The sequence below is a fragment of the Pseudomonas sp. GW821-FHT07F01 genome (genome assembly GCF_059418825.1).
This window is the reverse complement of record NZ_JBWKQO010000004.1, coordinates 791689-807373: the sequence shown is the minus strand read 5'-3', so window position 1 is coordinate 807373 and position 15685 is coordinate 791689. Positions and strand designations below refer to the sequence as shown.

Annotated in this window: 15 protein-coding genes and 1 pseudogene; 5 read left to right on the top strand and 11 right to left on the bottom strand. The window is 64.5% G+C overall.

What is annotated here, in order from left to right; all coding sequences use genetic code 11:
- The first annotated feature begins 450 nt into the window (after positions 1-450).
- Positions 451-1209, top strand: a complete 759-nt coding sequence (locus AC07R1_RS18225) for a hypothetical protein (RefSeq protein WP_015634689.1) — start codon at positions 451-453, stop codon at positions 1207-1209.
- A 63-nt stretch (positions 1210-1272) separates the two neighbouring features.
- Here the strand turns inward: AC07R1_RS18225 and AC07R1_RS18220 are convergent, their stop codons facing one another.
- From AC07R1_RS18220 to AC07R1_RS18210, 3 genes and pseudogenes are all read right to left on the bottom strand, one after another.
- Positions 1273-2136, bottom strand: coding sequence for a methyl-accepting chemotaxis protein (locus AC07R1_RS18220; protein ID WP_373870545.1), 864 nt, complete (start codon positions 2134-2136; stop codon positions 1273-1275).
- Positions 2134-2358, bottom strand: a pseudogene (locus AC07R1_RS18215) (HAMP domain-containing protein); the annotation flags it as partial. The gene AC07R1_RS18220 and the pseudogene AC07R1_RS18215, both read right to left, overlap by 3 nt.
- Positions 2359-3418: 1060 nt before the next feature.
- A complete protein-coding gene (locus AC07R1_RS18210) occupies positions 3419-4180 on the bottom strand; it encodes an SDR family oxidoreductase (RefSeq protein ID WP_011060086.1) in 762 nt (253 codons plus the stop codon).
- A gap of 237 nt (positions 4181-4417) precedes the next feature.
- On the opposite strand from AC07R1_RS18210, the gene AC07R1_RS18205 reads away from it, so the two are divergent.
- Positions 4418-5422 carry an NADP-dependent oxidoreductase gene (locus AC07R1_RS18205; protein ID WP_495110804.1) on the top strand — a complete coding sequence of 335 codons (1005 nt, stop codon included), beginning with the start codon at positions 4418-4420 and terminating at the stop codon, positions 5420-5422.
- 105 nt (positions 5423-5527) lie between these two features.
- On the opposite strand, the gene pyrF is transcribed toward AC07R1_RS18205, so the two are convergent.
- Positions 5528-6229: an orotidine-5'-phosphate decarboxylase gene (pyrF, locus tag AC07R1_RS18200; RefSeq protein WP_011060084.1), complete on the bottom strand. Its 702-nt coding sequence runs from the start codon at positions 6227-6229 to the stop codon at positions 5528-5530.
- A 317-nt stretch (positions 6230-6546) separates the two neighbouring features.
- Between pyrF and AC07R1_RS18195 the strand changes: the two genes are divergently transcribed.
- The 3 genes from AC07R1_RS18195 to xopAW all read left to right on the top strand — a co-directional run bounded on the left by AC07R1_RS18195 (position 6547) and on the right by xopAW (position 9092).
- A complete protein-coding gene (locus tag AC07R1_RS18195) occupies positions 6547-7311 on the top strand; it encodes a response regulator (RefSeq protein WP_011060083.1) in 765 nt (254 codons plus the stop codon).
- Positions 7311-8351 (top strand): sensor histidine kinase, encoded by a 1041-nt coding sequence (locus tag AC07R1_RS18190; protein ID WP_053149819.1) that lies wholly within the window; start codon positions 7311-7313, stop codon positions 8349-8351. Before AC07R1_RS18195 ends, AC07R1_RS18190 begins: the two co-directional genes overlap by 1 nt.
- A 114-nt stretch (positions 8352-8465) precedes the next feature.
- Complete coding sequence (gene xopAW / locus AC07R1_RS18185; protein ID WP_495110803.1) at positions 8466-9092, top strand: XopAW family type III secretion system calcium-binding effector; 627 nt, start codon at positions 8466-8468, stop codon at positions 9090-9092.
- Positions 9093-9131: 39 nt separating this feature from the next.
- Here the strand turns inward: xopAW and AC07R1_RS18180 are convergent, their stop codons facing one another.
- From AC07R1_RS18180 to AC07R1_RS18150, 7 genes are all read right to left on the bottom strand, one after another.
- A complete protein-coding gene (locus tag AC07R1_RS18180) occupies positions 9132-10184 on the bottom strand; it encodes an AI-2E family transporter (protein WP_011060080.1) in 1053 nt (350 codons plus the stop codon).
- A 69-nt stretch (positions 10185-10253) separates the two neighbouring features.
- Positions 10254-11057: a DUF4892 domain-containing protein gene (locus tag AC07R1_RS18175; RefSeq protein ID WP_026020223.1), complete on the bottom strand. Its 804-nt coding sequence runs from the start codon at positions 11055-11057 to the stop codon at positions 10254-10256.
- Between the two features lie 8 nt (positions 11058-11065).
- Positions 11066-11725 (bottom strand): glutathione S-transferase family protein, encoded by a 660-nt coding sequence (locus AC07R1_RS18170; protein WP_011060078.1) that lies wholly within the window; start codon positions 11723-11725, stop codon positions 11066-11068.
- A 50-nt stretch (positions 11726-11775) separates the two neighbouring features.
- Positions 11776-12630 (bottom strand): alpha/beta hydrolase, encoded by an 855-nt coding sequence (locus AC07R1_RS18165; protein WP_495110802.1) that lies wholly within the window; start codon positions 12628-12630, stop codon positions 11776-11778.
- Entirely contained in the window at positions 12627-13421 is a 795-nt protein-coding gene (locus AC07R1_RS18160) for an alpha/beta fold hydrolase (protein WP_011060076.1), read from the bottom strand. The genes AC07R1_RS18165 and AC07R1_RS18160 overlap by 4 nt, the downstream gene beginning before the upstream one ends.
- 114 nt (positions 13422-13535) lie before the next feature.
- Complete coding sequence (locus tag AC07R1_RS18155; RefSeq protein WP_011060075.1) at positions 13536-13979, bottom strand: hotdog fold thioesterase; 444 nt, start codon at positions 13977-13979, stop codon at positions 13536-13538.
- Between the two features lie 31 nt (positions 13980-14010).
- Entirely contained in the window at positions 14011-15678 is a 1668-nt protein-coding gene (locus AC07R1_RS18150; RefSeq protein ID WP_065363408.1) for an AMP-binding protein, read from the bottom strand.
- Positions 15679-15685 lie beyond the last annotated feature (7 nt).

The window sequence follows — 15685 nt, the reverse complement described above, 5'->3', positions numbered from 1 at the left end:
TCCCCTAGGGGACTCGAACCCCTGTTACCGCCGTGAAAGGGCGGTGTCCTAGGCCACTAGACGAAGGGGACACGCTACAGCATTCACTTCCTTCAACGTTTTGCTATTTGCTTTCCGTTGAAAGTGGCGCGCATTCTATGGATGCTTTGGGAGGCCGTCAACCCCCAGATATAATTTTATTTAAATCAATGACTTCGGAGCTGTTTTAGGCCCGCTTCAGGGTTTTCTGCCGTCCGCGCTTTGACGCCTATATTCTGGCACTCGACAAGGCGTTATAGTCCTCCACAGCCGGTGATGGCAATTTGAACCCTTGGATCCCCCGAGGCAAATGCCACCTATATAAGCAGCACAATCCATGCCCGGCTCGTCGAGCGGCGCTATGCGTCTAAATGCCAAGCCACTACACTCGCACGCGAATCCCATAACGAGGTTTTAACGGTGACACCACTCATGATCACCCTGCTGGTAATAGCCGGGATCGCACTATTGATCGCCATTGGCTACATGAACCATGTGGTGGAAAACAACAAACTGGAAAAAGCCCGCACCAAGGTCGAACTCAATGATCGCCTGCGTCGTTGCGGCGAGATCACCGAAACCTTCCCCGGCCAGTTCATGTCACCGGCCCTCAAGCTGCTGCTGACGCGCCTGGAGCTGAACGTCGTTCAGCGCATGCTCAACCTCGATAAAACCGACAGCGCCCTCAAGGCTCGCCTGGCTGAGCTCAATACCCTGGTGGGCCAGGGCGAGTCGATCCCGGTGAACAACCCACCGGCACCGATCCAGACCGAAGCCAAGGCCAAGGACGTGCGCTTCCTGCTGGAGGCCATGCACGGCCAGGTCACTCGCGCCGCCCACGACGGTTTCCTGCAGCCCAACGAAGCCAAGCGCTGGATCAAGGAGATCCGCCACATCCTGGTGCTGCTGCATATCGAGTTCTTCAACAACCTGGGCCAGTATGCCCTGCAGCAGAATCAGCCGGGCCAGGCCCGGCTGGCCTTCGAGCGTGGCGTGCAGTACCTGCGCAAGCAGCCGGACCCGGCGGTCTACAAGGAGCAACTGGAATACCTGGACAAACTCCTGGCCCGGGCCAATGCCATGGTGCTGTCGACCCTGGAACCTGCCCCGGACGAAGACAACCAGCTGACCCAGGGCCTCAAGACCGTGGAAGCCGACGCCGACTGGAAAAAGAAAGCCATCTACGACTGACAGAAAAAACCCTTGCCCGGAACACCCGGGCAAGGGTTTTAGAACGCTGCGCCCTCCCCGCCGCTACAAGCGGAAATGCCCCACCATCCCCTTCAGTTCCACGCCCAACTGCGCCAGCTCGATGCTCGACGCGGCGTTGCCCTGCATCGCCAGGGACGACTGATCGGCACTGGCGCGAATGCTGGTGACACTGCGGTTGATCTCTTCGGCCACCGAACTCTGCTGCTCGGCCGCAGCGGCGATCTGCTGGTTCATCTGCTGGATCAATGACACCGCCGCGGCAATGCTGCCCAGGGCGCTTTCGGTCTGCAGGGCATCGCTGACCGCCAGCTTCACCAGCTCGCCACTGCTCTGGATCTGCCGCACCGAGGAGTCCGCCGCCGCGTGCAGAGCCGTCACCAACCGGGCGATCTCTTCGGTGGACTGCTGCGTGCGTTTCGCCAGGGCCCGCACTTCATCGGCCACCACCGCAAACCCCCGGCCCTGCTCCCCGGCCCTGGCGGCTTCGATAGCGGCGTTGAGGGCCAGCAGGTTGGTCTGCTCGGCCACGCTCTTGATCACATCCAGCACGCTACCGATGTTGTCGATTTCCGCGCTCAGGCTCTCGATACCACTGCTGGCACGGCTGGCGGAATCCGCCAGTTGCTCGATGCGCTGCATGCTCTGGCGCACCACTTGCTGGCCACTTTCGACCTTGTCGTCCGCCGCCTGGGCGGCTTGGGCGGCCTCCTCGGCATTGCGCGCCACATCGTGCACCGTGGCGGTCATCTGATTCATGGCCGTGGCCACTTGCTCGGTTTCTTCCTTCTGGGTGCTGACTTCCAGGTTGGTCTGCTCGGTCACCGTGGACAGCGACTGAGCCGAACTGGCCAGTTGCTCGATCCCCGCCTGCAGGCCACTGACAATGCCGCTCAGGCCGCTGCCCATCTGCTGCATGGCCTGCATCAACTGACCGATCTCGTCACGTCGGGTCACCTCCACGGTCGCGGTCAGATCACCGGCGGCAATCTGCTGAGCCACGTGCATCACACTGCGCAACGGGCGCACGATCAGGCGGGTGACGCTCAAGGCCGCCAACAGCCCCACCAACAGCGCCAGGGCCGAGGAGCCGATGATCAGCAGGGAGTTCTTGTCCAGTTCCCCCAGCATCGAATGCTCTTGCGCCCCGTACGCCTGATCAACCCGCGCCATCACCTGGGCGGCGCGCTCATGCAGCTGCTGATAGACCTGCTTCTCCTGGGCCAGCAACCCGGTGTACTCGTTGAGCTTCTCGCTGAAGTTGCCGATATGCCCCGAGACTTCGTTGAGCACCGTCTGATAGCCCGCATCCTTGACCGTGGCCTTCAACTGCTCGGCCTGGGCCAGGGCCTGATCGGCCTGCTCGATCTTGCCCTGCTCGGCGGGCTCCTGGTCGCCGCCCTTGCGGTTCTGATCCAGGCGCAACCGGGCCTCATTCATGGCCTGCAGCATCAGGCGTGAAACCTGGCTGATCTGATTGGCCTGCTCGATGAATTCGGCACCGTCCTTGCCCTGGGATTCCTTGAGCGTATAGGCACCGTCATCCGCCAGCCCGGCCTGCAGCACGTCCAGGTTATTGGCCACGCTGGACACCGACCAACTGGCCATTTCCAGGGCCAGGTCCTTGGCCTGGGTCAGCTCGACGAACTCGTCGAAGGCCTTGCGATAGTCCGCCAGCGCCAGCTCCACATCGCCCATCGCGGTCTGGTTGGCCGCCGACCGCACCTTGAGCTGCTGGGCCAGGGCCTGCAGGCCTTCCAGGCTTTCATGCAGGCTGTCCACGGTCTTGCTGTCGCCGTGCAGGGCGTAGTCCTGCTCCTGCAGCCGCACCTTGAGCACGCCGCTATTGAGCTGGGACATCTGCTTGAGGCCATCGAAGCGCTGGCTGATGGTCTGCAGGGACCAGACACCGATCCCCGCCACCAGAGCGGTTAGGAGCAACACCAGGGCAAACCCGATGCCCAGTTTCTTTGCCATGCCCAGGTTGGCAAAACGTCCACTTGCGGCCGAAGTCATGGTGCGCAGTCCCCTTCCAATCCCCAATGGCAATAGGGCCATCTTGTCTTGGCGAAGGGTCGCAACGGCATGCACCGGCGCACAAGTCTCTGACATCGGAATAATGGCAAAAAGCTACGCCGAGGTCGTTTTCAGGACACTGGAGGTCGATTCCATCGGGCCCCGGCCATCGGCATCAGATCGCGGTGGCCCCGCCGTCGACCGCCAGTGCATGGCCGGTGGTAAAGGCCGCGCCATCGCTGCACAGGTAGAGCACCGCACTGGCGATCTCCTCGACCTTGCCGATGCGCCCCACCGGGTGCATGGCCGCGGCGAACTCGGCCTTCTTCGGGTCCGCCTCGTAGGCACGGCGGAACATGTCGGTGTCGATCACCGCCGGGCATACCGCGTTCACGCGGATTTTCTTCTTCGCATATTCGATGGCCGCCGACTTGGTCAGGCCGATCACCGCATGCTTGGAGGCCGCATAGATGCTCATCTTCGGCGCCGCGCCCAGGCCCGCCACCGAGGCGGTGTTGACGATCGCCCCACCGCCCTGGGCCAGCAGCAGCGGCAACTGGTACTTCATGCACAGCCAGACCCCTTTGACGTTGACCCCCATGATGGCGTCGAACTCATCCATGGAGCCCTCCGCAAGGCGGCCCTTTTCGATCTCGATACCGGCATTGTTGAAGGCGTAATCCAGGCGCCCATAGGCTTCGATGGTGCGGGCCATGAGGCTTTGCACATCAGCCTCCAGGGTAACGTTGCACGGCACGAACAGCGCCTCGCCACCGGCCTCGCGGATCAGCGCCACGGTGCCCTCGCCCCCCGCCGTGTCCAGGTCCGCCACCACCACCTTCAAGCCTTGTGCGGCAAATGCCTGGGCGGTGGCCCGGCCGATACCATTGGCCGCGCCGGTCACCAGGGCCACCTGGCCGGAAAACGTCATGCTCATTGCAGGAATCCTCGATCGAATGCGGGTCAGCTACCCGGCCCAATCTAGCCACAGCCGGGGCTGGTGGCGTCAGCACTATCAAAAGCCCGGTTGGATGCTCATGCATTCTGGTGATGAATCTGCCGGGGGCTTTATCAGGGCGATCGATTGGCCTCCATTCGCTGCAGCGGCAAACCTTGCGGCACCGAGGCCAAGGGGCTATCAACTAAAGGTTCATTCATCCCACGAGTGCCTGCCATGACCGCCCTGACCAATCGCCAGTTCCTGCTCGCCAAACGCCCCGTCGGACCGGCCACCCGCGATACCTTCACCTACCAGCAGGTGGCAGTTGGCGAGCCCGCCGCCGGGCAGATCCTGGTGCAGAACCAGTACCTGTCCCTGGACCCGGCCATGCGCGGCTGGATGAACGAGGGCAAATCCTACATTGCCCCGGTGGCCATCGGCGAGGTCATGCGCGCCCTGGGCGTGGGCCAGGTGATCGCCTCCAGCCACCCCGGTTTCGCGGTGGGCGACTACGTCAATGGTGCACTCGGCGTGCAGGACTACTTCCTCGGCGAGCCCCGGGGCTTCTACAAGGTCGACCCCAAGCTGGCCCCGCTGCCGCTCTACCTGTCAGCCCTGGGCATGACGGGCATGACCGCCTACTTCGCCCTGCTGGACGTGGGCGCACCCAAGGCCGGCGACACGGTGGTGCTGTCCGGGGCCGCCGGCGCGGTGGGCAGCATTGCCGGGCAGATCGCCAGGATCAAGGGCTGCCGCGTGGTGGGAATTGCCGGCGGCCAGGACAAGTGCCGGTTCCTCATCGACGAGCTGGGTTTTGACGGCGCCATCGACTACAAGAACGAAGACGTCCACGCCGGCCTCAAGCGCGAGTGCCCCAAAGGCGTCGATGTGTATTTCGACAACGTCGGTGGCGACATCCTCGATGCCGTGCTCAGCCGCCTGAACGTCAAGGCGCGGGTGGTGATCTGCGGCGCCATCAGCCAGTACAACAACAAGGAGGCGGTCAAGGGGCCGGCCAACTACCTGTCGCTGCTGGTCAACCGGGCGCGCATGGAGGGGTTCGTGGTGATGGACTATGCCGCGCAGTTCGCCGAAGCCGGGCAGGAAATGGCCGGCTGGATGGCCAAGGGGCAGCTCAAGAGCAAGGAGGATATTGTCGAGGGCCTGGAAACCTTCCCGGAAACCCTGGGCAAGCTGTTCAGCGGCGAGAACTTCGGCAAGCTGATACTGAAAGTCTGAATCCGTAGGAGCCGGCTTGTCGGCGATCCGCAACGGCGGCCGGAAAGGGCCGCCAACCGCAAAACCGCTATCGCCGGCAAGCCGGCTCCTACAAGAGGAAGCGTGTTACAGGGCCAGTTCGGCCACGACGTCGGCCAGGGCCTTGGCCGGATCTGCCGCCTGGCTGATGGGGCGACCGATCACCAGGTAATCGGAGCCGGCATCCAGGGCCTGGCGCGGGGTGAGGATCCGCCGCTGGTCGTCTTGGGCGCTGCCCGCCGGGCGAATCCCCGGGGTCACCAGTTGCAGGGACGGATGGGCGCTCTTCAGGGCCTGGGCTTCCAGGGCCGAGCACACCAGGCCGTCCATGCCGGCTTTCTGCGCCAGGGCAGCCAGGCGCAGCACCTGCTCCTGGGGCTCGATGTCCAGGCCGATACCGGCAAGGTCTTCACGCTCCATGCTGGTAAGCACGGTGACGCCGATCAGCAGCGGCTTGGGACCGCTGCGCTGGTCCAGCACTTCGCGGCAGGCAGCCATCATGCGCAGGCCGCCGGAGCAGTGCACATTGACCATCCACACACCCATTTCCGCGGCGGCCTTGACCGCCATGGCGGTGGTGTTGGGAATATCGTGGAACTTCAGGTCCAGGAACACTTCGAAACCCTTGTCCCGCAGGGTCCCGACAATCTCGGCGGCGCAGCTGGTGAACAGCTCCTTGCCGACCTTGACCCGGCACAGTTTGGGGTCCAGTTGATCGGCCAGTTTCAGTGCGGCGTCACGGGTGGGGAAATCCAGGGCGACGATGATAGGAGTCTGGCAGGCGGACATGAAGGGGCTCTCAGGCAAGTCGAAATCGGCGCGGATTGTAGCGCAAGCCGCGCCGCTCCGGGACCCGATCAGAGGTAAATCCTCCTCAACGGTGCGCAAGAAGGCCGATTGCCCCGGCAATCGCTTCCCCACGCCACGGCATTTGTATCAACCTCGATACACTGACGACACGTGGGCAACAATCCCCGGCGCTACCCTCGCCAGCCGCAACACCTTCGAACAGCACTTCCAGCCCCCGGGCCGGACGCCTATGCTGAAGCCACAACCCCGCCGTCGCCCTCAGGCGCCGGCAGCCTACCTGGCAGACGACCGCACCCATGCAGAACACTTCAGCCCCTCTCAACGAAGACGCCAAAGCATTGGTCAGTGGCGACGACAAACGCTGGAACACCCGGGCCCTGATCGTCGACGACGACGTACCGATCCGCGAGTTGCTGATCGACTACCTGGCGCGTTTCAACATTCACGCCAGCGGCGTCACCGACGGCGCGGCGATGCGCCAGGCCCTGCAGGCCGAGCACTTCGACGTGGTGGTACTGGACCTGATGCTGCCCGGCGAAGACGGCCTGTCCCTGTGCCGCTGGCTGCGTACCGAATCGGACATCCCGATCCTCATGCTCACCGCCCGCTGCGAGCCCACCGATCGCATCATCGGCCTGGAGCTGGGGGCCGACGACTACATGGCCAAGCCTTTCGAGCCACGGGAACTGGTGGCCCGGATCCAGACCATCCTGCGCCGGGTGCGCGACGATCGCAGCGAGCAGCGGGCCAATATCCGCTTCGACAACTGGCGCCTGAACAGCGTGCTGCGCCAACTGATTTCCGCCGATGGCCTGGTGGTGCCGCTGTCCAACGCCGAGTTCCGCCTGCTCTGGGTGTTCATCGAGCGCCCGCGCCGGGTACTGAGCCGCGAACAATTGCTGGACGCCGCCCGCGGCCGATCCATCGAGGCCTTTGATCGCAGCATCGACCTGCTGGTCTCGCGCCTGCGGCAAAAGCTCGGCGACGATCCGAAGTCGCCGCAACTGATCAAGACCGTGCGCGGTGAAGGCTACCTGTTCGACGCCCGGGACATCGGCTGATGCGCGGGCGGTTCGATACGCTGTTCGGCCGCCTGTTCGGCGTCTTGCTGATCGCGATCGTCCTCGCCCACCTGCTGGCGTTCTTCTGGTTTCACCACTACGGCCCGCCCCCGCCGCCGCCCCCTCCCGATTCGGCGCAGTTGATCAATGGCCAGCCGCCGCCCCCTTATCCAAGGCGCCCGCCACGGCCCTGGTTCGGCGGCCCGCTGGTGCCCCTGACGTTCCAGTTCATCTCCCTGATCATCGCTGCCTGGTACGGCGCCAAGCTGTTGTCGCGGCCGATCCAGCGCCTGAGCGCCGCCGCCGAGCGTTTGAGCGAAGACCTCGACAGCCCGCCCCTGGAAGAGGTGGGCCCAAGGGAAGCCCGGCAAGCGGCCAGCACCTTCAACCAGATGCAGAAGCGCATCCGCGAGCAGGTGCAGCAACGCGGGCGCATGCTCGGTGCCGTCTCCCACGACCTGCGCACCCCGTTATCAAGGCTGAAACTGCGCCTGGAGCAGATCGAGGACAGCAAGCTGCAAGGGCAGATGCGCCAGGACCTGGACGACATGATCAAGATGCTCGACGCCACCCTCAGCTACCTGCACGAACAACGCACCAGCGAGGCCGAGCAATGGATGGACGTGCAGGCCCTGGTGGAGTCGCTGTGCGAGAACGCCCAGGACCAGGGCGCCGACGCTCAGGCCCAAGGCCATTGCGCGCCGCTGCTGGTGCAACCCATGGCGTTGCAGTCATGCCTCAACAACCTGCTGGACAACGCCCTGCGCTACGCCGGCCAGGCAACCCTGACCCTGGAGGACGACCGCGGGCAACTGCTGATCCGGGTCATCGACCACGGCCCGGGGATTGCCGCCGACAAGCGTGAAGCGGTGTTCGAGCCATTCTTTCGCCTGGAAGGCTCGCGCAACCGCAACTCCGGCGGCGTCGGCCTGGGCATGACCATCGCCCGTGAAGCGGCGGAGCGCCTGGGCGGCCAACTGATCCTCGAAGAAACCCCCGGCGGCGGCCTGACCGCGGTATTGCGTCTACCCAGGCCTTGAGCGCCTTGTGTGGCGGCAGGTACAAACCGCCAATACCCAGGACAACTCCCCCCCTGAGGCTGCTTGGGCCGGTGTCCCCCCACCGGTTCTATTCATCCGCAGGGAGTGAGCCCCATGATCGATAGCCTCAGCAGCAACTATTCGAGCTATTACAGCTCCAGCACCACCAACCGTGGCCAGCAATTGCACAAGGAGCTGTTCGCCAAGCTCGACAGCAACGGTGATGGCGCGGTGGATCAGGACGAGCTGAAAAACGCCCTATCGCAGAAAAGCGACAACGGCATCCTGGTCAGCCTGAGCAAGAATTTCAGCGACCTGGACAGTGACGGCAGCGGTAGCTTGAGCAGCGATGAAATGGCCGCCATGGCCCCTCCTCCGCCCAAGGACCGCGCCCCCGATACCCAACTGGCGGATGCCCTGCTCGGCGCCCTGGACAGCGATGGCGACGGAGTCATCAGCAGTGACGAACTGAGCACTGCCCTGCAAGCCTCGGGAAACAGCTCCACCAGCAGCGACACCAGCTCGGCTCTGCTGAAGATTCTCGACAGCGACAGCAGTGGCGGCATCAGTAGCGATGAGCTCAAGGCCGCGTTGCAGGCCGGAAGCAACCAGGACAGCTCCCCCCAGGACCCGCAGGCCAACCTCGCCGAAGCTCTGGGCAAGATGATCGCCAGCTTGAGCAAGCAGTATCAGTTGGACACCAGCAGCAGCCTCGGCGGCAGCGTCAACGTCGCTGCCTGACGTCCATTGCCGCTCCCAGGGGGAGCGGCAATCGGTGGTTCAACGCGGCTCCTGGGCCCGGGCCTGGCTGGCGCTCCAGTCCAGCAACAGGCTGTAGGCCACCGCCAGCAGCGTCGGGCCGATGAACAGGCCGATAAAACCGAAGGCGATCAGGCCACCGAACACTCCCAGCAGCACGATCACCAGCGGCAGGTTGCCGCCGCGGCTGATCAGGTACGGTTTGAGCACGTTGTCCACGCCGCTGATGATGAAAGTGCCCCAGATCCCCAGGAACACCGCCATGCCATATTCGCCTTTCCAGGCCAGCCAGGCGGTAGCCGGAATCCATACCAGGGGCGGGCCCATGGGAATCAGGCTGAGCAGGAAGGTGACGATCCCCAGCACCAGCGCCCCGGGCACTCCGGCAATCAGGAAGCCGATCAGCGCCAGCAGGCCCTGGGCCGCCGCGGTGCCGATCACCCCGTTGACTACCCGTTGCACGGTGCCAGCCACCAGGTCGATGTAGTAGCCGGCGCGCTCGCCGATCAGGCGCTCCAGCAACTTGTGCACGAACAGCGCCAGGCGCGGACCATCGCGGTAAAAGAAAAACACGAAGACGATGCTCAGGGTCAGTTCCAGAATGCCGCCGCCGATCTGCGCGCTGCGAGCCAGCAGCCAGTTGCCCACCTGCCCCAGATAGGGTTTGACCGCCAGCATCAGGGCCGCGCCCTGCTGGTCGATGCTGTTCCACAAGCCCACCAGGCGCTCGCCCACCAATGGCAGGTTGCCGAGCCACTCTGGAGCGGCGGGCAGGCCGTCGACCTGCACGTCCTTGATGAAGGCCGTGGCATCGCGCACATGGTCCGCCAGGTTGAGGCCGAGCCAGACCAGCGGCGCGGCCACCAGCACCATCCAGCCCAGGGTCAGCAGGGCCGCTGCCAGGGATTCTCGGCCATTGAGCCAGCGGGTCAGCAGGCGCATCAGCGGCCAGCTGGCAAACGCCAGCACGGCGCCCCAGAACAGCGCTGACCAGAAAGGCGCCATGACCCAGAAGCTGGCACCGAACAACACCAGGAGCAGGATCTGCACCAGCAGGCGATCGTTATTGGGCATGAAATGTCTCGCGCAAGAAGAACCAGTGAAGAGTAGGCGAACCCGCGAGCGCGGGCTGCCTGAAACAGCTTAACGCAGTAGTTCGAAATGCAGGCCTGCTGCGTCGGTGTTACCGGTTTCCATCCGCGAGGCCAGCACGCCCTGGCCAATCAGCGCCTGGCGCCAGGCTTCGGCCTGCTTGCCGGACAGGCTGATGCGCATGGTGGTGTCCAGGTTCAGCCCGCGGGACAGCAGGTTGAGCCAGGTGGGCTGGGGCTCGGCGAGTTTCGGCAGGTCCAGCTTGCCGGTGTCCTTGAGCTGGCGCAGCAGGGTAGCCGAAGTGGGTAGCAGATCCCCCAGCGGCGCGCTGGCGTCGAACTGCTCCACATGCAGGTAGGCCCGTCGGTTACCCCGGGTGATGCTGTACAGGGCTACCAGGGAGTTGTCCTGGGGCGCCGCCAGCCGCAGCAGCAGGTAGGCCTGCTGTTCATCGGCGCCAAACAGCTTGGCGTTGCCGAATACTTCGTTGGCCCACAGGCTGCTTTCACCGCAATCGCGGGCCTGGCACCAGAACAGCAGCTCGGCGCCCTGCTTTTGCAGCGCCTCCCTGGCCAGGGTGAAGGCTTCGTTGGATGTGCGCTCGGCGGGCAACTGGTAAGTGATGGCGGTGAGCTTGCCGCGGGCATTGACCTGGCCATCGAAACGCAACTGGCCGCTGATACGGCGGATCGAACCCAGGGGGTAGACGCGCTCCTGCTCCACTTCGGGGCGGTAGTCGACGATCTGTGCATCGGCCAGACGGGGGACCAGGGGCAGGTCGTGGCTGCCCGGCAGATCGGCGGCAAGCACCAGGGTACTTGCCAGGGACAGGCCCAGAACACTGATTGAACGCATGGAAACTCTCATCGGATAAGCATGGCCTGGGCGCCCTTGACGACGCTGGCATCGTCGCTGCGTTGTGGAACCTGCAAGCCTCGCTGCACCGCAGGACGGGCCTCCAGGGCCGCCATCCAGCGTTGCAACGCCGGCAGGCCCTGCACCGAAACCCCGGACCATTCATGGCCGCGTACCCAGGGGAAGGTGGCGATGTCGGCAATGCTGTAGTCGCCGGCCAGGTACTCGGCCTGTTGCAGGCGGCTGTCGAGCACTTCGTACAGGCGCCGGGTCTCGTGCTGATAACGGTCGATGGCGCCCTGCAGCTTCTCCGGGAAATAGCGGAAGAACACGTTGGCCTGGCCCTGCATGGGCCCGACCCCGCCCATCTGGAACATCAGCCATTGCATGACCAGCGAACGGCCCTTGGGATCGGCCGGCAACAACTGGCCAGTGCGTTCGGCCAGGTACACCAGGATCGCGCCGGACTCGAACACCGGAAAATCGCCATTGTCGCGATCGACGATGGCCGGAATACGCCCATTGGGATTGATCTTCAGGAACGCTGGGGCCTTTTGCTCCTTCTTGTCGAAACTCAAGGCGTGCACCTCATAGGGCAGGCCGAGTTCCTCAAGCAGGATGGAAACCTTGTGACCATTGGGGGTCGCAGCGGTGTACAGATCTATCATGGTTGTCTCCCATTTCAACCCGCCCAGCCTCGACAGTTGATCCCGTCAAGTCAAGGAACGGCGAAAAACCGATTGAAACAGTCTGCGACAAAGCTGGCACCCGCCTCGTCATTGAGGTGCAGGTGATGCCCGCCGGGCAACTGCTCAACGCTGAAGGGTAGACGCTGCAACAAGGCCTGGTGCTTTGCCAGCATGCCATCGGCGGCCACCACCAGTTGCGTCGGGCAGGCGACCCGCTGAACAAAGGACATGGCCTGCTCCTCTGTCAGGCGCAGCGGCGAAGCCAGGGTCAGGCGGCTGTCGCTGCGCCAGGTATAGCCCCCGGGCACCGGCATCAGGCCGCGCTGGGCCAGCAGTTCGGCCGCCTCGCGGCTAACCGCCACCAGCCCCTTCATGCGCGCCTCGATGGCCCGCTCCAGGGTGGCGTACACCGGCTTGCTCTTGTTCTGCAGATTCAGCTGTACCTGCAACGCCATGCCCAGGCGCTCGGCGGCGTCCTCGCCATTGGCCGTCGGCGGGATCACCCCATCGATCAGGGCCAGGTGGCTGACCCGCTCCGGCATCGCCGCCGACAGCACCAGCGAGACGATCGCCCCCAGGGAATGACCGATCAGGGCAAAGCGCTTCCAGCCCAGTTGCTCGGCGGCTTGCAGCACGTCATAGACGTAGTCCCACAGGGCATAGCCGGCCCCCGCCGGGCGATGCCCGGAATGACCGTGGCCGGCCAGGTCCAGGGCAACAATGCGCAGGCCGGCGAGCTTGGGCGCCAGCCGGGCGAAGCTGTTGGCGTTATCCAGCCAGCCATGCAGGGCGATGACCGGCAGACCGTCCTCGGGCCCGAACAGATGGGCCGCCAGTTCGATGTGCGGCAGGTTCAGGCGGACTTCTTCGACGGCGTGGCTCATGCAGGGCTCCGTTGCCAGCGTGTGAACAGCTCCTTGAGCAGCGCCGCGGTGTCCTGGGGGCGCTCAAGGGGAAACATGTGGCCACCGGGCATGGTCAGCGACTCGCCCAGGGGCATGCGCCCGACCGCACTGGTGTGATGGCGCATCACCACCCGGCTCTGCTGTCCGCGCACCACCGCCAGCGGTACCTTGAGCTGGCGCGCACTGCCCGGGCTGGTATGAGGCACGCCGCGGTAGATGCTGATTTCCGTGGCCGGGTCAAAACGCAGGCGCAAGCGATCCCCCACCTGCTGCAGGCCGTGCTGCAGGTAAGCATCCAGGCAATCGGGATCGAAGGCCCGGAACAGCGTCTTGCGGGAGAAGTAACTGCGGGCGGCCTCGATGTCGGCAAACTCTTCGCGGCGCCCCAGGGTGCGCCCGGCCGGAGTCAGCCGGTCGATGAAGCCCAGGCGCTTGGCGGCGCGGATCACCCATTGGTCGGCCCGGGTCAGCACCGGCGAATCGAGCATCACCACCCCCCGATACAGCTCCGGGCAGCGCAGGGCCGCGTGCAGATGCAGCACACCACCCAGCGAATGCCCCACGCCCCAGACCGGCTGGGCCTGCTGTTGCAGGTGATGGATCAGTTCATCCACCAGGCTGCGCCAGTTGTCGTCCACCGGAAAGCGCGGGTCGTGGGCATGCTGCTGCAGATGAGCCACCTCGAATTCCGGCGCCAGGGCAGCAAACAACTTGCCGTACGTGCCGGAGGGAAACCCATTGGCGTGAGCGAAAAACACCTGTTGCGACATACCGACCTATCCATCCACCAAACGAACACCGATTGTCCGCAGGCCCTTGCACCAGGGCAATGACCGTAACGGACAGGAATGCTGACACCCAGGCTCAGCCTATGGCGCGTTGCCTCATTGCGCCGGCGGGTTCTGCCCGAGGGGCACCACCGCCATGGTCAGGCGCGAGACGCAACTGGCCTTGCCTTCATCACTGCTCAGGCGGATGTCCCAGACATGGGTGGTGCGCCCGATATGAATGGCCTTGGCCACCGCCGTGACCCGCCCGGTGCGCAAGCCCCGCAGGTGATTGGCATTGATCTCCAGCCCCACGCAGTAGAACTTGCTGGCGTCGATGCACAGGTAGCTGGCCATGGAGCCGACGGTTTCCGCCAGCACCACCGAGGCCCCGCCGTGCAGCAGCCCGTAGGGCTGGTGGGTGCGATGGTCGATGACCATGCTCGCGGTCAGTGACTGCTCGTCATAGGACTCGAAGCGAATATCCAGCACTTCGCCGATGGTGTTCTTCTGGATCGCGTTCAGTTGCTCGATGTTCGGAGTGGTACGCCATAGACTCATCGCCGCTTCCCTTATGGGTGGTTATTGTCGGTCAATCCTGCCACAGCACGGCTTCGCTGCGCTCGCTCCAGGCTTGAAAACTGCCGCCATAGGTGGCTTCGATCACATTGCGCTTGATCTTCAGGGTTGGAGTGAGAAAGCCGTTTTCCACCGCCCAACTGTCCTTGACCACCACCAGCCGATGCAGCCGCTCGTGCTTGTCCAGGCTGCCATTGACCTGGGCCAGCAGGCTTTCCAGGCTGCTGTGCAAGCCTTCCCGTGCACTGCCGGCGGCGGCCTGCACGCCCGCTGCCGAAAGCACGCACAGGCCCAGGGGGGCAATCAGCCCGTCGCCCACCACGCACACCTGCTCGATATGGGCATGCACCGCCAGGCGGTTCTCGATGGGCGCCGGGGCCACGTACTTGCCCTTGCTGGTCTTGAAGATCTCCTTGAGCCGGCCGGTCAGGCGCAGATTGCCGGCGGCATCCTGCTCCCCCTTGTCGCCGGTGCGCAGGAAACCATCCTCGGTAACGGTTTCGGCGGTCTTCTGCGGGTCCTTGAAATAGCCCAGCATAGTGGCTCCGCTGCGTACCTGAACCTCCCCCGCCTCGTCGATGCGCACCTCGACTTCCGGGCAGGGCCGGCCAATCCAGCCGGGCACATGCTCACCGGAGCGGCCGATATGGGAGTAGCCGCAGCTCTCGGTCATGCCGTACACCTCCAGCACGTCCAGCCCGAGGCGTCGATACCAGTGCAACAGGGTCTGGGGCACCGGTGCCGCTCCCGACAGCGCCACCCGCAACGCGTCCAGCCCGAGCCCGCTCAGCACCTTGTGGCCGACACGCTTGCCGATAAAGGGCAGGCCCAGGAGAAAATCCAGGCGCTTGGCCGGCACCTTGCTGTAGACCCCCATCTGGAACTTGGTCCAGATCCGCGGCACGCCAAACAGCGCGGTGGGCCGGGCTCGCTGCAGGTCGGCGAGGAAGGTATCCAGGCTTTCGGCAAAGAACACCGTCTGCCCGGTATAGATCGCCGCCATCTCGACAAACATGCGCTCGGCCACGTGGCACAGGGGCAGGTAGGACAGCAGCCGGTCCTCGGGGCCCAGGCCGAACATCTGCACACCATGGCTGGCGGCAAAGCCCAGGTTGCCGAAACTGTGCATCACACCCTTGGGCAGCCCGGTGGTGCCGGAGGTATAGATGATGGTGGCCAGCTGATCGGCCGCAGGGCTCGGGCTATCCTCGAGCGGCGGACAGCGTTGCAGGTCTTCCCAACTGAAATCGAAAGGGCCTTCGGGGGCCAGGGGCAAGCGGATGGTGGGCAACCCGGCCTTGATCCCGAGCGCCATTTGCGGCCAGTCGTCAAGCTTGCCGATAAAGGCCAGGGCCGACTCGGAATGCTCCAGCACCTGGGCTACCGACTCGGCCGTGAGATTGGGATACAACGGCACCGAGACATGCCCGGCGATCCAGATCGCCAGGTCGGCAATGACCCAGTGCGCGGAGTTCTTGCCAATGATTGCGATGTGGCTGCCGGAAGGCAGCTGGCGCTCGCGCAGCCATTGGGCGGCACGCCGGGCCTGCTGGCCCACCTCGAACCAGTTCAGCTCCTGCACCTGCCCGCCGGCACTGGGCTGGACCAGAAAGCGCTGCTGGGGATGACGAGCCTCGCGCTCGTAGAACACTTGCAGGGGCAAACGAAAAGCAGCAGACATGACTCGC